This is a genomic window from Rhodopirellula sp. UH5 (assembly GCF_056839225.1).
The window spans coordinates 1,990,998-2,015,248 of record NZ_CM166390.1; the positions used below are offsets into that span (position 1 = coordinate 1,990,998).

General features: G+C 55.6%; 4 protein-coding genes. 1 reads left to right on the top strand and 3 read right to left on the bottom strand.

Features of this window, described 5'->3' with window-relative positions:
* Positions 1-277 precede the first annotated feature (277 nt).
* Entirely contained in the window at positions 278-20,344 is a 20,067-nt protein-coding gene (locus UH5x_RS07365) for a hypothetical protein (RefSeq protein WP_482635249.1), read from the bottom strand.
* 276 nt (positions 20,345-20,620) lie between these two features.
* On the opposite strand from UH5x_RS07365, the gene UH5x_RS07370 reads away from it, so the two are divergent.
* On the top strand, positions 20,621-21,901 hold the full coding sequence (locus tag UH5x_RS07370; protein WP_482635250.1) for an Lpg1974 family pore-forming outer membrane protein: 1,281 nt from the start codon (positions 20,621-20,623) through the stop codon (positions 21,899-21,901).
* A gap of 49 nt (positions 21,902-21,950) precedes the next feature.
* Here the strand turns inward: UH5x_RS07370 and UH5x_RS07375 are convergent, their stop codons facing one another.
* Positions 21,951-23,099 carry an SGNH/GDSL hydrolase family protein gene (locus tag UH5x_RS07375; RefSeq protein ID WP_482635251.1) on the bottom strand — a complete coding sequence of 383 codons (1,149 nt, stop codon included), beginning with the start codon at positions 23,097-23,099 and terminating at the stop codon, positions 21,951-21,953.
* Between the two features lie 189 nt (positions 23,100-23,288).
* Positions 23,289-23,882, bottom strand: coding sequence for an HdeD family acid-resistance protein (locus UH5x_RS07380; RefSeq protein ID WP_047812960.1), 594 nt, complete (start codon positions 23,880-23,882; stop codon positions 23,289-23,291).
* Positions 23,883-24,251: the final 369 nt, after the last annotated feature.

Below are 24,251 nucleotides of genomic sequence, written 5' to 3' on the forward strand. Positions count from 1 at the left end.
TATCAACGAAGGTGACTCGAGTCGACATGAAGCCCCCTGCGGCGTCCACAACGCCCTTCAGTGGTCCTATGCGTCAACCATCGAGCCTTCAACGGCTCACCAGTCTACACCGATCCCGAGATTCTCGCGCCGGTTCTCAACGCGTGAAAACGAGTTTTCAATCAATCCAAACGTATAGATCCCAGTCGGTTCAGGGGAGACTCCCGCACCCCCATCACCACTGAGCCTCTATACATTTCAAACGGCATTTCTCTTCACTTTCGAAAACCGTTTCGCATCAATAGATTGTCTGCAGATCCTCGTCACCACGACGTGCGTGAGTCGTGTCGATGGACTGCCCAAAGACCCAATCGGTCCCGCGATCCCCATCGGAATCGTCCACTGCACCGTCGGCAATCTTTGCATCTAACAAATCGGTGACCAAGTTCGCCATTCGGTCGGCAGGAGTCAGCGACGAATTGGACCAATCCCTGAGCAATCGATCCGCAGAGATTTCGTCGATGGCATCGGCGATCAGAAGATCGTCATCAAAGCCTCCGTCGATTCGATCAGCACCATAGCCGCCGACAATGGCGTCGTTGCCTGACTGGCCATTCAGTCGATCATCACCGGCTCCACCATCGAGGAAGTCGTTGCCGGCACCACCACGAAGCTCGTCGTCACCGGCTCCGCCATACAACCGCACCGGAATGGTGAGAGTACGATCGGCAGAGACATCGTCATTCCCATCGCCACCATAGACTTCAACTCGGCTGATGTCAGAGAAGATCTCGCGGGTCCAAGAGCTGCGTCCAGTTCGCGTTCGAACCTCAACCGAATTTGGTTCCAGACGAACGTCTTTCAAACGGATGTCGTTGTCGCCTTCCGTCCCACCAAATATCAAGATGAACTGTCCCGGTGCGTCGTCGTCGGACTTCCGTCGGTGGTTCAGCACTTTCAACGTATGAGTCATCGTGCCCGCACCGTTTTTGGTGTCCACCGTATCCACTTCCACGGTGTAGTCGTCGGCGACGTGCAAGGTGAACACAACGGACTGCCCCGCACCGGTCTGCACCAATTCTCCGGAAGAATCCTTGACCTCCCACAAATAGCTGACGATTGCACCATCGGGCAGCGACTCGAATGTTGCCGAGTAGCTGATGGGTTGTCCAGTGACAGCGATGAAGTCCCCATCGAAATCGACGTCCCGCTCGGTCGGTACTGCCGGATCATCCGGATCGCCATTGCCCGGATCATTTTCGTTTCCACCAGAATCAATCTGCCAACCCACCGGGGCGATCGCTCCCGCAGCCGCATCGAGGAAGAGCTGCTTGTTCACGGAAGTCATGTTGTCGAAGCGGAACGCACCCAACTCTTCCTGCGGATCCAACTTCGGATAGTTGCCACCATCATTGCGGATCCAGTTGTTCCCCAGACCATCGGCAAGCGTGTCGAAACCGTTGCCACCCAGGATCGTGTCGTCGCCTTGCTCACCATCGATGTCGTCGGCCCCGACCGCCCCCATCAACATGTCATTGTCATCACCTCCGCGAATGTGATCGCCCTGCAGTGAGACGGTCACTCCATCCAGGCTGGAAGATTCTAGGAAAGTACGCATCGAGTCGTCGATGAATTCCAGATGGTAATTCGAACGTCTCAGGGAGGTGAAAGCAGCGGGATCGTCAACCGTGATCGCAGCAACCATCGAGGCATGATCTCCCAGAATGACGTCGCTGCCACCATCGCCTTGGAGCGTGTCTTGCCCCAAGATCCATTGGCCGCCAATTTGAACGTGACGCGATTCGGGAGCCATCGCATCGGTTGTCGAGGCGGCTTGAGCCTCACGTCCAACGCTGCGATCAAAGCTGGTCGCATGATCCAGTCGATCCAGATTGGCGATTTGATCCAACATGGCTTCAACGTGCTGGTCCAAATCACGCAGTGCATCGTCATCCGCCGGCGTGTCGCGGAGCAGAGGTGACACCAAAACGCCAAAATCGCCACCGATGAAATCGTTGCCTTCACCACCTTCGATGGTGTCGTTGTCGATCGAACGGTCCAAGGTCGGCACGTAAGCGATCCGATCCAGCGATGGCCGCCGAACGAGCTCCTCAGCGACGTTGATCAGCCGCGACTGGTGACGTTCGTCAAGGTCGACTTGCTGCAACCGAAGCTGTTCGAACAGGTTCTGCTCAAGAGCACGCAGTGAGTCAGGGTCCAGCCCAACGGCACCTTGCGAATCGGGAAAGTCGCCCTCTTCGCCGGTGACGTAAGGAGCGATCATCAGTGCATCGCCACCAACCATCGTGTCGCTTCCCGCATCTCCCAAGAGACTGTCGTCGCCGAATTTCAATTGGTAGTGCTGAACGTACTGAATGTCGTTGCCAGCGATCACAGGCAACGTCGGCCGCGCGGCTTCTGCATCGTCGAGCAATTGATCAATCAAGTCGAGGTGACCGCGAGAGACCAATTGAATCGCATCGTCCGAGAGGGTTCGATAAACATCCAGTCGCCGCAACAACTCCGCCGCGTTCTCGGCAACCGTTCCGGAACCAGGAATGGTTTGCGTCGAAGGCAGTTCCACCACCACATTGTCACCAATGATGGTGTCCGCACCGTCGCCACCTTGAAGCGAATCGCTCGCAATGGAGACATCACGTTCAACCACCGGCTGAGCGTTGATCGAATGTTGAACCACACCACGATCCAAGGAGGCTGACTCCAGTGCATGCATGATGCCCGCGATGGTTGCCCGGACGCGTTCGATGGCTTCATCAACCGGTGCGATTCCGGACTGCAGGTCGCTGTTGACGATCCATTGGTCGCCCACAATCCAATCGTCGCCGCCTTCGCCGGTAATTGCATCCTCTCCACTCAAAACATCGGTGTGACCGAGAAAATCGGGTGTCAGCATCACCGAGGCAGACAAACGCAAGTTGTCCATCGTCGAGATTCGGTCGTCGTTTGCCCAGTTGGAAAACACAGCGTTGATGTCCGTCACGCGGTCCCAGCGAGGTCGCTCCGCCACCAAAGCACCGGGTTCGGCCACAAAGTCAGGAACCATCAAATGCCCCAAGCCTGGCAAATCCAGCTCGATCCCTGATAGCGAATCGTAGCCCGACACGGCCGCAATCAGACGCGTCGCGTCAATCATCTGAGGCAGATCGGTCTCATAAGGAGCGACGTTGATGCCGTGATCACCGATCAACAGGTCGTCGCCGAGCCCACCACGAAGATTATCGTTGCCAAGTTGCCCGAGAACAATGTCGTTGCCATCACCGCCGTCCACCGTGTCGTCGTCCGCGTCGACGAGATCAAGCAGCAACGCAACCGTTTGGCTGATGCCTTCCGAGTTCGTGTGCAATTGCCCAGACGGCAGGTGCATGCTGGCCAAGACCACTTGGTCGGCATCCAACAACCGGTCGATCAAATCGGCTGGTGCGTCGATCAGACCGGTTGGCCCGAGCGGAATGATGTCGATCACCCGAGCAATTCGCTCGGTGAGGATGTCGCGATGCCAGACGCCATCCGAGTTCAATTGTGGCGAACCGTCCTCGTTCGAATCTCGCAGAATTTGTCCGGCATCCGCGAGAATGAAGTCGTGTCCGTCATCACCGCGGATGTTGTCACCCCCCAAACCGCCGATCAATTCGTCGTCGCCGGTTCCGCCCTCAATCAAGTCATTGCCGCGTTGCCCAAGAATCACATCGATTCCAGCGTCGCCTGACAGAATGTCGTTGCCACCAACCAAATCGAGATCGTCAAACGGTTGCAGCTCACGCACCACAACGTGGTCAAAGGGAGCCAGGTATGTCGTCCAGGTACCGAGTTCGGTCCCGATCAACTCGCGAGTGATGATGCCGTTGTCACCGAGCAAAGCATCCTCGTCATCACCACCTTCGATGGTGTCGTCACCGTCGCTGCCGAAGGGAACGTTGTGGCCGCCGACCAAATCATCCTGCCCGGCACCACCACGAATGACATCGTCGGCTTGTCCGCCCCAGATGAAATCGTCGCCATCGTCTCCGTCAATCGTGTCGTTCCCACCGCCATCAGCAAACTCGATGAAGCGACTGATCACGTTGCGATCGGCGGGGCGGGTGAAATCGACTTCACCGTGGTCACCCAAAATCACATCGTGCTCGGAGCCACCCGAGATCACATCTCCATCGGCACCGCCGATCACAATGTCATTGCCACCTTGTCCCAAAATCGTGTCCACACCCCCAAAGGTCGGATCGGTGGTGATCATTCGCTGGCGAATGCCGCTGGCATCGAACTGGATCTCCCCGTTGTCACCAAAGATCACGTCCTGCGAATCACCGCCTGTGATGAGATCGTCACCACTGCCACCCAACAGGATATTCAGTGCGTCTCCAGCGGTGATCGTATCGTTCCCGCCGATGTCAGCAGTCTGCGTCGCGATGCGAACCCGAAGACCAGTACCGGCATCGAACGTCGCGGTTCCTTCGTCTCCGATGATGATGTCGGGCAAGTTGTCGCTACCGGCTAGCAACTGATCGTCGCCCGCACCGCCAAACAAAATCTTTTCGCCCGCACCTGCGGTGATCCAGTCATCGCTGCCAAAGGTTGGCTCGTTGGTGGAGACCTCAATCAGAATCGCAGCCCCCGAAGCGACATCAAAATCAGCCGTGCCACCATCGCCCACGATGATGTCGTTGCCCGATTCCCCAACACCAGCGACTTCGGCTCGATCGTAATTGATGTAGTCCGACTCGAAGCCACCAAAGATGATGTCGTTGTCATCCCCGCCTGAGATCAGATCTTTGCCACCAGCATCAGGTGATTTCGTCTGCACCAAATCAAGGGCACTGGCAATCACCGTCCCGGTCGCATTCGCATCAAGCGGAGCTCTTTTAATCACACCCGTGTCACCCAAAATGACATCATCACCGGCTTCCCCGAAGACATCGTCGTCGCCGGCACCACCAAAGATCTGGTCCGCTCCAGCACCACCGCTGATCGTGTCTACATCGCCTTCGAGGTCATCCACGGTGATCAAGCGAGTTGGACCGCGAACGATCCCATCGGTCTGATCCTCGGGATAGGTCGAAATTCGATACTCGCTGGTCGCATCAAGCGTCTCGGTGAAATCAGGAGAAATCGACAGCGTGTTTTCGTCGTTCACGGTGATCAATCGCGGGGTCTGCAGGAACCCGGTGCCGTTGTTGATGTCGACCATCAAACCAACCAGCCCAATGTCGAATCCATCAGCCACGGGGAACAACGCATTCCCATCGACAAGATTCCCCGACTCATCAAACCCACCAGTTGCATGACCTGAAACTGGCTGGGGTGCGTGCCCCAAACGAGTCACGATGGTGGATTGCCCATCCCCATCCGCTGCCGTGGAATAGTCCACCCGCCCGCGGTCACCGAACAAAATGTCGTCTCCCGAACCGCCAATCAAGGTGTCACGTCCGAGCCCACCAAACGCCACGACTCCAAGCGTCGAAGCCGACGCATCAACACGGTCGTGACCACCTTGAGCGTTGATCGCGATCGGACCGTCGGCCAGATCCGTGATCGTGTAAGTGTCTTCCGCGTTAGGAAGATCAATCCAGTCTCCTCGCAGAGAGATGGTGTCTTCCGTGTTTCGAATGATGGTGTAGGAGTGGTCTATTCCATCTCCGCTGGTCATCGTCAATTCCATTCCGACCAGCCCATCGTCCACGCCAAACGGGGCTGAAGTATCCACCAAACTGGCAAGCGCCGTCTCCACTGCATTGCTGGCCGAAGAGACCGATCCCGTCACCACGTCGGTGACGCTCTCTGCATTCACATCGATACAGAACCGATCGCCTTCGCGGCCAGTTCCCGGCACGTGGTCGACATCTCCACCGCTACAGGACCAATCGTCTACGAGGCCATGGTCCGGCCAGTAGACATCGTCCCCACCGTTGATGATGGTCCAGGTCTGGAATGTTTCATCCTCTGCGGTCGTCGGATCATCGGCGCGTTTGTGCGTGCCCGACACGTAAAAGTCATTGTTGCCGCGTCCCAAGTCGATCTGCAGCACCTCGAGATTCCCGTACTGAACCCCGCCGGGTTGAAGGCGTCCGCCCACGGTGACATCGGGCCCCATGTTGAGTCCCCACAAACGGTCCGCCGTCAGATGCCCGGTGCTGTCCGCAGGACTGTCTTCGTCGTGCACGAACATGTAGTCAACGGAGGTCTGTTCGTTGACGAAGAAGTTCAAACTCTCCGAAGTGATCGCAAACTTTTTGACCAGATCGTCTGACTGAATGAAGAATGACGTGGCATCGGCCGCGATCGATGTCCAATCCGCCTCCACATCAATCGTGATCAAGCCATCGGGATCAGCCACCGCCGATATGATCACAGCGGACGATAGCATTTGACCATCCGCATCATTCAATTCGATGGTCCGTCCGTACAGATCGCCGACGTTCGCAATCCCAAGCCGCAATTGTTCTTGCCGCGAAAGACGTAAATCCACGCTGGAAGTATCAGCACCCGCTTCCAGTGAATCCAAGTCTCCACCAAGGCCAAACCGCTCATTGAGCGTCACCACCACCTGGCCGTCCTGCACGGTCGCTTCGGTGATCAATCGGAATTGTCCGACGACTGGATCACGGGGACTGCCTTCGGTTGCCAAAGGAAAATCCTTCGACCAATTATCGGTTGCTTTGGTCGCGACAACTTCAAACGTTTGTCCCACCAGCGACTGAACGTTGCTCAAATCCGAAGCCAGTCCGGCAGAGAACAACTGTTCGCTAGTCAAAGTCTTGAATGTCACCGTCGTTCCGACAATCGATTCAACTTCGCCGGTGGCCGGCTTCACGTTAGTTTCTTGAGGCAAAATCTCAGGGTTGCCCAAACCAGCCAACGAACCATCTCCCCCCGATCCATTGACAATCACAGGCCCCAGAATTCCGGTCAGCGTGTTCGGTCCCGGAGCGAACACCTTGGTATCACCACCTTCGACCAACAGATCGTCGATGACTCGGACGCCAATCCGAACCGGAACGTCCCAGTTTGTTTCGTCAAAGGCGACAATCAGGTTGTTGGCATTGTCAGGATCGACTCGGACTCGTGAGGCATCCAATCCGTCTAGATTGAAAATTTCGACCTGACGAGCATCCGTCCGAACACCTCCGGTACGGGTCGTCTTGGTAACTTCCGGCGTGACAACAACTTCCACAACGCGACGCCCCGCAGCAACGTCATCCACCGGCGGCGATGTCAGCACCAACTCATAGCGATCCTCACCCCAGGTGAGCGTTCCATTGCTGGTAACCATTCGCTGTTCAGCGTTCCCGGACACGATCAAAGTCAGCTCGCTCGTTTCATCTGGAACGGTTTCCCAGACGGTGTCCAAGGTGATCTGATTGCCTTCGTTCGCGATGATCGTGGCAGTTTGCCCCACGCCCGTCCCATCACTCACAGTGACCGTCTCGCCCACAACGTCACTGGTTGGAATCGCATCTCCATCCAGTTCAAGCACCATGAATGGAGTTGCTCCCTCCACCACATCAGTCGAACCACCAGTTTCTCGAACCAAAACGGTCGGCGCGTCCGCATCGCTGATACGCACCAGAACTGGGTGAGTGAAGGCGTCGCCAAATCCAGGATCCACGTAGTTGTAAGAGATCGCCAAATCACTGCCAGAAACTTTGATGACTTCTTCTCCCGCGAAGAAGACAATCTTGTTGCTGACAATTGCATAGACGGGTTTGGACTCGGTTCCCGCAGGAACGGCGTCGTCTTTCAGTTGGAGATTTTGACCTTTGTACTCAACGCTGGTGACTCCTGTGGGACGTTCACTCAGACCGACCCATTCCACTGCGGCGGTGTCGGGAATATTGAACTGGTCCACTTTGCTGAGTTCTTGATCCTCATCCTTGGAACCCAGTTCCAAACCGATCTGGCTGACATGGAACCCTTCGCGGATTTGATCCACCAATCCAATGATCATCACCTCTTGAACGACGTCCCAATTGCCAGGGGTGAAAACCAAGGAGTTGGAAGCGATGGAATGACCGTCGGTGGTTTGCAAACTCAGTTGAACATCGTCGTAGACCAACCGCATCGTCACATCGAAACTGGGCTGACGAGTCAACTTCAAACGCAGCACATCACGCTCGCCGAGTTGATCTCCGTCACCGCCTTCGATCACAGCGGTCACGGTGTCCTCACCTAAAATGCCATCGGTGGACTCGGAGAGATCCAGGCCATGCGTTTCGTCGACCACGATGCCAGCTTCGTCGTTGTCGTTGACTTCCACACTGACGCTCGAAACGGCCAAACCATCGAATCGAGCGATCCGATACACGCTCTCTCCCGCAACAGGATCCGTCCGCCAATCGCCATTCAAAATCAAGGTCTTCGCGTCGATCGCATCCAAGATCAATCGGCGTTGACCAGCCCCAGGGCCGCCCACAATTTCAATGGTCGCGCCGCGAAGACCTTCGGCACCAAACTCAACCGCAGTGAAATCGGCATCGCTGTCAACGAACGTCGTTCGCGTGTCCAACTCGGCGGGGAAGGATGGATCGGCCGGCAAGCCAACCGGCGACTCATCGAAACCTGAAACTCGTCCGACCAACGAATCGTCGACGGCGATTTGATAGCGACTGTCCAACGCCGGCGGGTTCGTCAGACTCCATCCACGATCCAGAGTAAATCGGACATCGTCGCCTATCCCAGGCACCAAGTTGCTATTCACAACATCGATGTGGAATTGCAAATCGAATGAGACACTGGATTTGAATTCGTAGTAGTCATCCAGGTTGTTGACTGAATCCGACGGATTCAGTCCGAGTTCCAAACGTCCGTCCGTCAGTGCAGCCTGCAATTGCGACTGAGTGAGAGGAATCGAGGCTTGTACGAAACTGTATTGGCGACCGGAATAGTCGTCGAACAAGACGTCCAACTGCGAGCCATCCAGAGTCACTTCGATGGTTTCACTGTTGTAATCCAAATCAGCAACGAAACGCAGATTCAACATACCGCCGGTCGTTGGCGTCACCGATTCCCCACCGGTGCTCAATTGCAATGCAAACGTTTTCGGATTCGACCGATCAATCTCGACTGCACTGGATGCAAACGTGACAACTTGATCGGCACCGGTGATGAACCGGCTTTGTCCCACCCCGGATCCATCAATGATCGTGATCTGGCGGCCAAGAAAATCCTTTGGCTCTTCGATCAACGGGTTCGTCGGATCACTGGGATCGTTGACCGTGAAGGTGGTATTGCGAATGTCGACCGGATGCCCAGCTTCAGTCGATTCAGCCAAGACGATTGAATAGTTGCTGGACGTGTCCGGCAAATGAGCTCCGGCCAACCAAGAGCGATCGACAGTCAACTGCATCTTTCCGCCGACCAATCGAGCATCGGTGATTCGACGTGTCTGAGTGGTCAGCCCATCCGATAAAGTGACCGTGATGGTTTCCCCAACGAATTCGTGGGACGGTAAACTGGTCTCAATCGTGATCGTCGGTGAATCGCTGAGCACCAGTGGAGTCCCCACGATGGTCGTTGCGGTCGACGACACGATGTGGTTGATCACGGCGGACTGTTTTCCTTCGAAAGCAGCGTCGTCATAGGAGAACGTGTCGGACTCTGACAACTCATCACGAGTGAACAATCGCCCCGTATCCAACTGAACTTCATCATCCGCAAGAATGTCGACCCTTTGTGGGATGAACCAGTTCTCAGACGTGAACGTCAACGTGACAGCGGATCCGTCCGCCTTTTTCTCTGATCCTGGCGCCACACTGCTCAGACGAAACGCCAATGCACCCAGTTCGCGTCCCGCGGTGCTTGGAAGCGGAGCGAGGGCCTGGACCAAAACATCGAAACCGCTCATGGGAGTCTGCGTGAGCACGACCTCGTAGAAGTCGACCACGCTTGCATCCACCGCCCCCGTTTCACCAACGATCGTGGAGCCATTGGATGTTCGAATGACAACAAAGGGCTCTTCGTTATCCGCCACGTTGGACGACACGCCATGCAGCTTCAGATCTTCATAGCGAAGGTCACTGCTGTATGACATGTTGTTGGTGACGATGCCGCTGTGGCCCTTCAGGTCGTTGCTGACGACCGGAGGTGTGTCGCCGGACAAGTTGAAGGTGTCATCGCCCAAACCACCAAACAGTTCTGTCAAGAACTTCTCGCTGGTGCTTTTAACGTAAAAGCGATCGTTGCCTTCCGCCGCGTCGACACGCAACGATTCAATGTTCGTGAAGTCGATCGTCAGCCCCGCGCCGTAGACACCGTCTTCCGTGATCACAAAGTCGTCACCGAATTCAGTGCCGATGACTGTCAGCGTGTCGAATCCATCGCCACCGTCGATGTTGACCGGAGCGTTGACGGCATACTGAACCAAGTCGGCACCTGCACCGCCTGTGATGTCTGTGCGAGCACGCTCGGGTTCTCGCGATCCGACCAACGCAAACGCGCGAACTTCGAATCCATCGTCGCCTTCGTTCCCGTTCAACGTCAAAACCGCTTGGTTATGAAAAACGACGAAGTGATCGTCGCCCAAACCACCGCTGATGGTCATCGGCTGGCTGATTCCGTTGGACAAGAAACCACGCGTCGTTTCGATTGTCGCGAAAACGTCATCCACTGAGACATTCGCGTCCACTTCGGTGCGTTGCGAACGGAACAATTGCCCGACTTGGAAGGCATCGTCACCATCGCCACCGTCGATCGTGACTTCCGCCGCCGTGTCATCGACTGCGAATTGATCGTCGCCCATGCCGCCCTGAACGAGGATCCGTTCGACACCTAGATAGTTGACTCTTTGGACCGATGGGTTGTACGCAGCCTCATCCGAGGAATGACCAGGATCCGTCAGAACAGCCACAAACGCGTTCGTCCCGCTAACGCTCGCCCGCAACAAGAACTGGTCGGGATCGATTGTCCCAATGGCGTCAAACACATCCACACCCGACATGCCTGTGTCGAGAATGGAAAGCAGCGAGTTCACTTTCCCACGAGCGAAGTAGACCTTGAAGGTATCATCGCCTTCCTGCCCATCGAGGTGGTCGTTTCCATCGCGTGAGTACACGAGGTCGTCGCCATCACCACCGTACACTTGGTCGCTGCCAAGTCCACCGTCCAACAAGTCGTCGGCAGCGCCACCTTGCAGTGAGTCATTGTGATGCTGGCCATACAACGAATCGATGTCCGCTCCGCCATCCAAGGAGTCATTGCCCAGCCCACCGAACAAGACGTCTTCCCCAGCCTCACCATACAGGGCATCTCTTCCGGGCCCGCCTTCCAGTCGGTCATCTTTGGCACCACCAACAATCGTGTCGTGCCCAATGTTCCCCAACAGAAAATCGATTCCATCGTCGCCGTGCAGTGTGTCATTGCCCTGTCCGCCGTCGATCAAGTCATCGCCATCGCCGCCATGCAAATCATCGTCGTCACGCCAACCACGAATGACATCGATCCCGGGACCGCCATAGATCGTGTCTCTTCCGTCACCACCAAACAACCAATCCAAACCTCCAGTGGCGCCAACTTTCAGATCACCCCAGATCGAATCATCGCCGAGACGTCCATCGATGGAATCATTTCCCAATCCACCGACCAGCTCATCCGGACCACTGCCGCCGAACATCACATCGTCGCCTTCTCCACCATCGAAGGACACCTGACGAGTCACTTCGGGACGAACGAAAAGCAGGTCATTTCCCGTGCCAGCGGAGGCTTCAATCAGAGAGACGCTGGACGCATGGAATCGTTCGGATTGCGAACCAAATCCCGAGACGACAATCTCATTGGTCCGTGGGTTGTAACCGACATAAATTGCTTCGTTCACATTGCCAGTTCGATACCCACGCGTCGCCGCATCGGATTCGCCCACGTGCAGCCGCAAGGTTCCACCCGACAGGGTCGCCAAATTAGGCGACGCAAACGACTTGCTCTCCAGAGGGATATTGAATCCGATCGTGAAGATGTTCACACGAACGTCAATGATCGTGATGAACAGAGCTTTGATCTTCAAAAACGCATCGCCGCGAACTTCGATTCGCACACTCTTGTCAAACGCATTCTCAGAATTCGCAAATGCCAGCAGACCGTTTTCATCCACGGCGGATTCGGTCAAGACATCGAATTCGCTGGCTCGAATTCGTCCATCCCCATTGGGATCGTGAAAGTTGAGATCTTGTCCGGTATGAAATGACAACTCCACACCGACTTTGAGATTCCCGAGTCCGGTTCCAAATTTACGGAACACTCCCACGCCAATTCCGCCAAGAATCCGAGATTGCGGAACATCGGTCAGTCCATAACTGGTCCCAACAGGCCCGCTTTCATTGCCACCAATGAGAGATGGATTCAGATCGACGCCGTCAGTATCGTCGAAGTAAAATCCTTCGATGATCGCATCCGGGTTCCCCGAGTCTCGGTAGAGTTCGAGGCCGGTAGTGTCGACCGCAACGCCATAGTCCATGCGTGCTTCGAAAGAGACCGATACAAATGGAGTGGGAGATCCGCTGCTCACCACGTCACAGATTCCTGAACTGGCAAACGCAGAACCAAACGGCACTTCACAGAAGAACGTTTTCTTGTCCAACGGGAAGTCTTGATAGAGCGTGAACTGCAATTCGGGCGTGCTGTAGTGCAGCAGATTGCTTTCCGCCGCCGACTTGCCGTCAAACGTGGTGTCACCGATGAGCACCCCGAATGCCTGATTCAAAATGGGCAACTCAATGGGGTCGAATCCCTTCAGGGCACTGTCGATCGGAGAAAAGACTTCTCGGGTCACTCCGCCCAGCAAGTCAAAACCGTATCCAATTCCGCGACCTGGTAACGTCTGCGTCATCAGGAAGCTGGCCGCAGCCTGCTTAGCAGACGCAAGCGGATCGTTGAGGACCGCGTTGATCTGGCCCTTGATGGATCCGGAGTAGTCTCCCACCGCGTTCTGCACACGAACATTGGGGTTTGCTGACGATGGGACCGTCTCTTCCGCCACGAATGACGAACTCACGGTCAACTCAGTCTCGGAAACCGAAGAGACAGTGTACGTTCCAACGTTGGTGCCACCATCGATTCGAATGGTTTGTCCAGCTTGAAATCCATCACGGATCCACGTCGACGCGTTGATCACCAATCGTGGAACGGAGATCGATGTCCCGACCAGATTGAATCCATCTCGCGAAATCTGAGCCGTCGTCCCGGAGACAAGCCCTACCGTGTAACTGCCGTTGAAGACGGCATTGGCCCCGGTCAGATTTTGGATCGTGAGAGTGAATCCTTCTTCTACGTCATAGGTCGACCAAGGCACGCTGCTAGTCAGTGTTGATCCAGTGACCGCAGAGTACCCCCAACTAACAGTCTGACCAGTCAACACAAGGTTTCGACGCTCGATCGACTTTTCACTCATGGAGAAGGCGAGCTCGGGGCTTCCGCTCAATCGCAACGGAGCGTCTCCGAAGTCACCTTTCAATCGTTCTGCGTTGTTGGACTCGTCGTAAATGGTCTCGACGGTGGCGTTCCGGTTCATCGCCTCCGCGACGACCACTTCAAAACGCCCCATGTCGATCCAGTGCTGGCCCGTCAATTCACTGATCGCGGTCAGCGTTCTCTTCGAATCAGCAAAACCAATCAGGTCCAAGTAGTTTGTGAATCCCGTGTGTGACGGTGTGCCACCGTCCACCAACTTTCGAATCACATCGGCGGCCCCCGCAAAATCGCCTGCCTCACTGCGACCACCAAAAATGCCGGGGGCCGACGCATAAGACGTCCGTCCAAACAAGGCGGACAAAATCGGCATCGCTTCACTGGTCAGGAAATCGATGACTCCGTCCATGGGCTCCAATGCGGCCCGAAAACGCGTCAAAGACGGGCCTAAAAAATCACGCACAAAACCGACCAATTCAAACTGAACGTCGTTGAACGCGATCTCGTCTGGAGTCCCCTTGGTCAACAACGAATCGCTCAGGTCCCAGTCCCAATTGGTCACGTCTAACTGAGCTCGGAATGGTGGGAACGCTGCCGTGCGAGGCAAATTGGTTTCCAGTTGAAGCGAAATATCGTTGAGAACAATCTCTTGCCCAACTCCAGTGCCCTCCGTCAGTGTGAGAAGACCTGACAGCGGAGCCGCCGTGAATCCGTTTCGTGGTGCGACGGGAAATTCAGGTTGCGAATCCAGATCGTTGACCGACAAACGTGTCTGGCTCCCGCTCTCGTTAGGACCATGCAAATCAAAGACAAACGTCCCGGTGAACTCCGACTGGTCAGGCGTCGCATCCCAAACGCGATAGGGAAGCACACCCATCTCCGCATCGAAACCATGTTGTTGATTGGAACGGATCCGAACGCCAGCGACTCCACTCGCATTGGTGGTCGGGCCTCCTTCCAATGTCAACGTTCGACCCACGGCATCGATCGCCGAAATGATCCACGATCCATCATTCGATCCGGCATTGTCGACAGTGATCGTGTCACCCACTCGAAAACCGTCCTCCAACCAGCTACCGGCACCACGCGCGATGGTCTGTTGGCTAGCATTGAAATCGACGGCGTTTCCGCCAGTCATCGAAACCGTCGAAACCTGCACCTGGATATCCGTCGTGGGGCCCTCGGGAACGACGCGATCATCTGTCAGGCTGGAAGCGGCAAGAGCTTCATCGGTGGCGGCCAGCGTCAGTTCGGTACCCAACGCATCGATCGCAGTGATCACGAACCGACCGTCGTTGTTTGCCGGGTTGTCACTGCCTTCGACTTCGATGATTTGCCCGACCTTGAATCCGTCAAAGATCCAACTGCCTTGGTCTCTCGAAATTTTGGGCTGGGTCGAATCGGTGTTGAAGAATGACAGCGAGGCTTCACCGGACAAACTCGCCACGTGACTGGGCAAGGAAATGTCCAAACTGATTTCCACCTCGTTGTCAGAGGCGACGTCGAGGTAGACACCATCCAGAACACTCACGCCGACGATCAGCGGCATTTTGAAGCCAAACTTCACATCCGCGAGGGCTTCGGTCGTCAGCCCCAAACCAGGCAACAACAAATCCAAATCGATTGGGAACTGCAGACTCTCCGGAGTCATCTCCAAATCCATTCGATACTCAACACCGGTCACCAATTCGCGGCCACTGGCGGTCACAATCGTTTCGCGAGTCACTCCCACATCGTCGATGTTGACAAACGTGTCTGGATTGGAGCGCAGGGTACTGTCTTGCAGCCATCCAAACCCACCCGGTCCAAACGCATCAAACAATGCCACATGAACGGAGTCCATTGTGATGCCAGATTTTGGAAGCAGATCCAGGTTGGCATAGACCGACTCACCGATTTGATCCAGAAAGTTCGCCGCCTCCGCCAGTTGTTTGCCGACCAGCGGGAGGTCTTGCCCCAACAACGCGGTGTCAAACACATCGTCCAATCCACGAAACAAACGCTGAACCCCGAGTTTGAAACCTTCCATGGAATCGGTCAGCGAAAAGTTCTGGGTCAGCGTTTCAAACGTCGCCCATTCGCCTGGATTCCCGGACATGTTCGTCGTCAGGGTCGAACTTCGGCTCGGATTGGCCGCTGCGATGTCGTTTAGATTGGTGACCTCGACCGTGATGTTGGGAGTCAAATGAGTAGGAGCGTCTTGCGGGATCACAGATTCCGGAAGCACGAGTCCAAAACTCCCCTTGGCTTCTCCTGCGACATCAATCTTCGTGGTGACAGGGAGAGCAGCCCCCTCCAACGCCGTCGCTGCGTCGACATCGCTTTTCAACTTCACTTCATAGGTCGCGGAATCAGACGTGCCGACAACACCGTCCCGATTCAACACAAATTGACCACCAAAGACTCCGACCGCCATGCTTCCCAGCACGGCGGGGAAGTTCATGGACTCGGCCGATGACGCTTTGACATGGAACTCAGCTCGAGTTCCCTCATCAGCATCGGGATCCGAAACCAACTTGGTGGCTGGAGCATCCGGATTCGTCAAATCCATGCCGACAACAACATGCATCTCACCATCCGCGACCACATCCAACAGACTGGTTCCCGACGAGTCAACAATTGCAGCGACCTGCCGCAGCCCCAAGGCCTGCAGGTTATCGCCAGCCGCATTCAGATCGTCACCCAACGAAGTCAGATTCAGAGTCAACGGGAGCGAAGGATTGATCTGCTCCAGCAAGTAGTGCAAATCAAACAGGAACTGCGACGTCGCCTTCTCAAAACTCAAGGAAGTTGCCATCGCTCCTGCGAGTGTGTTCGTCGTTTTCTGCGTGGTGTCATTCAGCGCGGCATGAAGTTGCTGCAACGTCGCGATGGGCAAGTCGCGGATCTCGTCCAGTCTTTTCTCAAAGTTCTCACCAAACCCCAACATCGAGCCCACCGACTTGGGCAAACCTGGCAGCGACTTCCCCAGCTTGGACTGCGTCTGCAACTCAAAGAGATAGTCGCTCACGGATTCGAGAGTGCTCAAGAAGTCGTCCATGGTGACGGATGCCAACGATTGCAGCAGGGCACGAACATCATCGTCGCTGCTCATCGTCGGAATCAACACTTCGTCGCCCGACTGGACGTCGAAAATGTTGGCGACAGACACATCGAACGAGGTGGTTCCCGTGGCACCGTCAATGGCCACCCTCGGGTCCGATCCGACTTGCATAGAAAGATCAAAGGCGGAGGTCGAAACGATGTTGCCATCCTGAAGCAGCATCGAATACGGATCTTCCAATCCCGAGTTCAAACGGTCCAATGTCTTCCCACGAAGAGTCAATTCCGTTTGAAAGCTGGCTGCATTCACAGACACCGCGGAAACCGCCACTTCCAAGGGACCGTAGATCCCTGTGCCCGCACCCTGCGTGCCTTCGTCGAGATCCATGGAAATCTGCAGGTGCGGCTCGGATACTTGCATCAACTGCAATCGTCGGCTGGACGTATCCCCATGCAGCGGAGCCCCACCGACCGTCCGCTCGGAACCATCAACGCGTTGGTCATTGGTCAGACCAAGGCCAAACGCCGCGGCCGATCGACTCGCCGCGTTGACGAACAACCCGTTGTTGACTTGAAAGATCGACGTCGCATCCGGCTGGACGTCCCATTTTTCGGTCAGTGTCAGCACATCATTGGTGTTGGCCTGGATCGTGCGTGTTTGCCCCTCGCCCGCCCCACCCGTGATCGTGACTGTTCGGAACGAAAGCGTTTTACCGGTGAACGTGCCTGTCGCGTGAAGCTGATCTTCGGTCGTGTTCGTTTCGGCGTTTCCCGTGATCTCACTTCCGATCGTGGTTTGATCCACGATTTCAATTCCAGCACCGACCAATCGAACGTCGAAGTCCCAACTGGCGCTGGCGTTGTCGGGATCGGGCAGTGTTAATCCCGCGGTCTCTGCCGCGTCGGTGATCCTGCTCACCAAGTCACCGAGTGTCCCCACCGTATTTTCAAACAGGATGGCATCCTTGCCGTCCACTTCGATCGAAACGGATGTTCCGAAGACCAAGGCATCTGCGACCCGCCCACTCACTGCAAAGGACGATGCGCCGGTTGTCTTGTCCAGCAATCGCAGGCTTGACCGAGCAGCATCAATCGTTGCTGTGAACTGCTCGCTCGTCACGCCAGCGTCCAATGCGGATGCGTTGATCAGCTCGAACAACTCTGCCAACGTCCCCGCAACATTCCCGGTGGAATCCACCGTTTCAGCCAGATCCACTTCAAAATGGCTGCCATCGTTCAGGATCACACTCAGGTCACTCCCGCTGCCGTCAACGATCCCAAAGTCAGAAAGGGAACGAATCCCAAGTCCCAGATCCAAGTCGACCGAAAACGTTGTTCCGTCGCCAACACGAATGTCTAAATCGGCAAGAAAACCATCGATGTCCTGGCTGACCGACACGCCTCTTCCGCCGTTGAGTTCCGCCAACGGAGTTGTCCGTTCCACGTCGCTTCCGACTTCCGTCAAAAGCAAATCAAAAGGGAACTGCATTTGGACTCGAGCATTCGAGACGTCAATCGTTCCCGCTGACAGATCGATCTGTTTCAGTTCTCCCAGGTCGATCAACGACATGGCGTTTCCATTTTGATCCGCAATCGATTGATCGATCACGACTTCAAAAGAAAGCGTCGGGCCACCGCTCGCATCCGCATCGTACGTGAGTCCAGTCACAACGCCCGCGGTCAGATCATTCGCAAGTTTCGCAAACGATTGAATCGATGTAAAAGCGGGACCGTTGACCGGAGCAACGTCGATCACCCACTCATCGCTCGCGTCCCCGGTGACGTCTCGCTCGACCGCAACCGCGTCCAAACCGAGGTTCCCGACCGCCGCATAGTCTTCACCCTCGGAATCCGTTTCAGCAGAGAACTCAAACTTGTTATCTCCTGACGTGAGGTCGGCAAGCGTCAGTCCTCGCTTCGGATCTTGGACCACGACCAACTTGCTTGAATCGTTGACGGCATGAACGATTAACTGAACCACCGCCCCCAGCGTCGTCGGATTCCCAAAGTCCAAATCGATATGATACTTGTCGCCATTTCGAAGTTGCAGAACGAGGTCGGAATCGCCGTCTCCACTGGTTCCGAGCGGGTCCCCACCGTTGACCGCTAAAATCGAAGTCGCCGATGTGTGCTGCGGAAGTCGAGTGGGTTCAACAACCAAATTCTCGTAGACGCCTGACACATCGACCAAGTCCGCCACCGTGAGACTCTCGGTCAGCGGCACGACGTTCGAGTCGAGTGTTTTTGCCGATAGAGTTTCCAAGAAGATCGAAAACTGTTCGGCCATCTGCAGCAGAGTGGTCGCATCGGATTGGAAGAACGGATCAAACTCCGAAGTCGTCAAGTCTTCCGACAAAACTGGATCGGCTTCGCTGTAAAGATCGTCACTCCACTGAATGTGAACCGCTTCGCTCTCGGAAATCCCGCTGATCCCCGTCGCCACGGCATACAGATCGACGTCCAATTGAGCCGATGGGTTCGCATCATCGGACAGCAATTCCATTCGATCGGAACTTTGCAATTCAATGGTCCGGACAACTCCATCGCTGGCCCCTCCGTTCTTCCCATCCAGCGAAGACAATTCGCTCAGCGGGAGCGTCGTTTCGAAATCAAATTGCAACGAACTCGACGCCGACGCTGGGCCATGCTTCCCAACTTCCAATCCCAACAACCCCGCGTTGAGCTTGAAGTCGGCGTCAATGTCACCAATGGTTGCCGTGACCCGGACATCATCGGTGAAGTCAACGAAAAAGTATGGGACGGATGAGACATCCCAGCCGATCGACAAATCCCACGTGAATCCAGTTGTCAGGTTGGCTTTTAGCTCGTCAACACCGAGACTATTCTCGAGGGTCCCGTCCATATTCAGCAAAGAATCCGGCAACGACAAGTCAACACTCGAGTGCACCAATTCAGCAGTGATTTCCAGTGCCAAGGTCTCTCGCTCAGACTTCCCAATGATCTCCGCGTCAATCTCCCAATTCAGCAAGGCGTCTCCCAACTGGCTACTTGCCTTCACCGACTGCAGTTCCTCCAGCAATCCCCAAACATTGATTTCCGGTGAACCTCCGGACGAGAAATAGCTGGCCACCGGATTCGCGATCTTTTCGCGAAAGATCTCGCCGATCGGCAAGAAACTGCCCACCGACTTTTGATTCAACACACTTTGATTCTCTAGCAAACGATCGTGGGTGACGAGTTCGTCACCCAGGCTTGCCAGTTCCTCCAAGCCCTCGTTGATGGCCGTCAACGCACTTGACCAGGAAAGTGAATTCGGCGTCATCGTGTACGCATTGGCGTTTGGAATCGTCGCCGTGCTCGCGCCGCCATCGACTTCAACCGTCGCGGTCCCGCCAGACAAACTGGTCGTCCATGGCGATGTCAAATGTGTCAAATCAATGGCACCACCGGTGTCATTCACCGCGACAGTTCCAAATAAATCTTTCAAGACATATCCATCCGTCCCCGCTTCTCCATCAAGCTGGATCAGATACCCCGAAAGATCACCGACGGTGAACACGTTGTCTTTTGCCCCGCCACGGATTTCCACGCCCGAAATCGAACCGGTCCCCACGACGACTTTTTTCTCGTCGACGCTCATGTCGTACAGAGCAGGATCGTCCTCACTGATGAACGTGTTGCTACTGATCTGAAATGATTCGGTTCCGTGAAAATCGACCAACTGAAGATGATACTGATTGTGCACATCGTCATCTCCCACCGCGAGCAACGTGTTCCCGGACAGAGAAACATCACTGGCGAGCAAACGGCGGTCTTCCAAGGATTCCAAACGAGCCCGACGCCGTCGATTCAGAGCACGTCGAGTACGGACCTTGCGTTCGCTGTCGTCTCGCCCCCTCTTCGAAGCTCGGTTGGATCGTTGACGGAGTTGTTTCAGAAGGTGTTCGATATTCAAGGTTGCTCTCCAAATCCATTTGGCTCCCCCCAAAGCGATGCAGTGGAACCATGCACTGGGGATGATCAAGCCAATCCTTTGACTTGAATCAAAACCGCTCTTTCTCAACGGTTTTTTGACAGGGTCAGATTTAGTGGCAGCGTTAGTCGGCTTCCACCCAGTTTCGCGCGTTTCACGAGATTTTTTGTCAAATTGATTTCACCCTTTCGCTGCGATACCAACCCCTGCTAAGAGAAGACCTTACGACAACATGACATACCTTCATCGAACGACTTCGTGACCTCGAAACGTTCACCGCTCGCTCCCAACGAAAGCGACCTTGACGTGCACCGCCTCGAACCACCGCGTGACTTTCGCAACTTGAAATGGGCTTTGGTCTGCTCGCAACTGTGCCTGACTTTGATTGCGTTTGGATGGACAAGTCCCCTCCGTGCAGACGACGATCCGGTGCTGACCCTGTCTGACTTCCAGGGTTCCGGTACAAACGATTTCCAAAGCGAAGCAGCACCGGTTGGTTTCAGCGAGATTCAACCCATCGATCTGGATTCCCGATTCGCAGAAATGCAAATGCGGATCCAAGAACTCGAATCCGACCGATTCGAAGGGCGGCTGACTCAGCAACGAGCCAGCGAAGGACTTCAGCCCAAACCCGAAGAAGGACGCCTGTTTGCTACCTTCGAAAGCGTTCTCGTCCAACCCACTCAAAGCAACAGCACCGCGATCATCGTGCAAACTGATGACGGGTTCTCACACATCGGGTTCCCCTGGCAAATCGAGCACAGTCCGCGGATCCAATTCGGTCGCGAAGCGGAAGACAACACACTCGGTTGGCGAGTTCGATTTTGGGAGTTCCGCCACTCCGATGGTTTGACTGCCAACGATGCCAACGGACTGATTCCAACTGGAAACGAAGGCACTGCAGGCTACTTCATCGAAAATGGTGACATCCTGACCGGACTCGCGTTCATCAACGAAGGCGAATTTCAAAGCACCGTGCGAACCGATGTGATTGACTGGGAACTCCAACGCCGGATCGCCAATCCCGTCGACTTCTACGCTGGCATTCGGTACGCCAAGGTCGCACAAGGCTACTTCGCTTCCACCGATGAAGGCACCATCCAGGGCCACTCCCAATTCCGAGGGATGGGACCAACGATGGCACTGCAAATCAACCATGTTTTACCGGTCGAAAACTTGCAACTCTTCGCGAATCTACGCGGATCGATGCTCTACGGGGCTCGCAAGTTTTCCGCCACGGACAGCCTCACACCTTTGGGCAACATTCGCCAAACCATCGGCGACATCGACTTGCGGCCCGGCGATGACTCCGCCGATTCTCTGGTGGCCAACGCCGAGATGCAACTGGGGCTTCGGATCTTGATGACGGATCACTTCTCGATGACCGTTGCCATGGAAGCCATGCACTACAACGGAGTCGGCGGCCCCAACCCAACGGGCGTGTTCACCGGCCCCGACGGCGGCCTCAACGGAGACTCACCGATGGACGACAACCTTGGGTTCCTCGGTTTGACCGTGGGATCCCAATTGGTTTGGTAGACAACGGATTGGGTAGACAACGGACTGGGAGCCGGAACCGCTCCGAAACTCACTCCCCACCCATTGCTTTGCGAAGCACGGGATCAAACACATCCGCCTGCCGCATGAACCCCAGGTCGCTGGCGTGAGAGCCATCGGTTGCGCCCTCGCCATCGGTTCCATACAGCTCATCGCCGGCGATGTAGTGCACCCCAGTCACGCCGTCGGCCAACAGCGACTTGTACGCGGCCTGCAACGCCTGGTGATTCGCGGTGTGATGAGCATCACGTGCGGGCAAGATCCAACTGTTCGTGTTCCGGCGATCCTCCACCAGAACGATCGGTGTGTTGGGTTTCACTTTGCGAATTTGCTTGACCAACGGAGCACATTTTTCTGACACCATGGCCGCATTCATGTTGGGCAAGCAATCGATGACGTAGACCGCGGCGTCAATCTGAACCAAGTAGTCGCCCACCTCCGCGTCCATCTTTCCATTGCCAGAGAACCCGAGGTTCACGACTGGACGATCAAAACGGCGTCCCAGGATCCCGGTGTGCACCATTCCCGGACGACTCGCACAGGCCCCGTGCGTGATGCTGGTCCCGTAAAACACAATCGGCTTTTCGCGGGGCGGCAATTGCTCGAACTTGCTGTCCGGTGAAACACCAATCTTCAAAGACTCGATCCCGTTGTAAAGCGGAAGGTACGCGGCGTACTCCCGCATCCCCGGTGCCAATGAATCGATGACCTTTGCCTTGACCTCTTGCGATGTCGGCCGCGTGACCTGCACCCAACGCCAATTGCCTTCCCCGTCGCGAGCATAAAAGTCCACCCCGCTGACTCCGGTCGCAGGCATGTGCGGCATCGCCACATTGCTGCTCAACAATTTGTAGTGAGCATGAAGGGCGGTGGAATCCGTTTTGAAGCGAACCATCATGCCCGCTGAATGACGACTCAGGTTCCAAACGTTTGAAGTCACCGAACCATTGGCGGAGCTTGGGAAGCGATCGAACCATCGCGTCCGCTCTTGATCGGGCAGGATTCGTCCTTCGATATTCTGTTCCGCAACGTCATACCACGCGACGCCGTCTTCGACAGTTCGACCGGTCGCCATCTCCGGATCCAGATTGCCGATCGAGTCGACGACCTTTTCTTGAGCCTTGACTGGAATGACAAACCAAGGCAGCACAGCGACGAGGATGAACCAACGAGTCTTCATTTGAAACCACATTTCAATCGGGGCAGGGCGGGGAGGGGCAGGGGAGGGAGACCGATCCTCTTGAGAATCAATCCAGCTTCTTTACGAGAAAGAAGCGGCTGACCAACATAGTCGCCCCGGCCAGCCCTGTGTGGGGCAGGGCAGGGTGGATCGTCTCAGCAAGCGTGTTCCCTTCATCGCACAGGGCGTCTAGCCCTGAGAGATCCGGCTTCCCAACGATTTCAATCGGAAGGCGAACGCGATCATCGCAATGCTGGACACTATCGCCAACGCGCCCAAAATTCGCACCAACGTCAGCCCAAATCCCATCGGCGCGACCAACAAAGCAATGCCGATCAACACAGAAAGAATCCCGGCCAAGATCAACCAACCTTCGCCTTGAATGTGCCGCCGATCTTGGATCGCAGCCGCAATCTCGACCACGCCCGAGACAATCACCATCGCACCGATGACACTGATCACAATCGTCGCGGTCAATCCAGCGACCAACATTGGGTTTGCAAACACGAACATCCCCGCCAAAACCTCGATCACGCCTCGGACGATCGTCCCCACTCGCGACGGGGTGTCGCCGATCACTCCCGCTATGATGGCCATGACCCCATCGAAGGCCAAGAAGAACCCAACGACCTGCGCGAACGTCGCCAAGGTCATCCCAGGTTGAAACAAGGCGTAAATCCCGAGAATCAATAACAACAAACCTCGGATCAGCGGCAACCACCAGAGTGACGCCACGTCAACAAGCACGTTCCGCATGGCATCCTTCGGTTCCGAATCAGACATCTTTCATTTCCTTTGTCGTGAACATTGTTCGCCAATGCACAGGAGCAAGCTGACCTTGCCAAAGTGGATGCATCCGGCGTTTCCTGGCGGCTTCGAACCGCATCTTCGCACTTTGTGAGCGTCTATCCAACCGACCCAAGCACCGTTTCGAAAACCTGGGAAGCAATTTCTCTACAAGGTGTCGTCGTCGCCAATCAAACTTCGATCGATTGCCAACGCTTCACATTCTTTCCGAATCGCAGGGCAGGGGAGGGCAGATGGAGTAGCCTCCACGCCCCTTGGGCCCCACAATGGCAGGGGATTTTGACGCTGCCACTGCGATGCCTTCATCGACCACGGCGGCCCCAACCGTCACCCGAACCAGCGTTT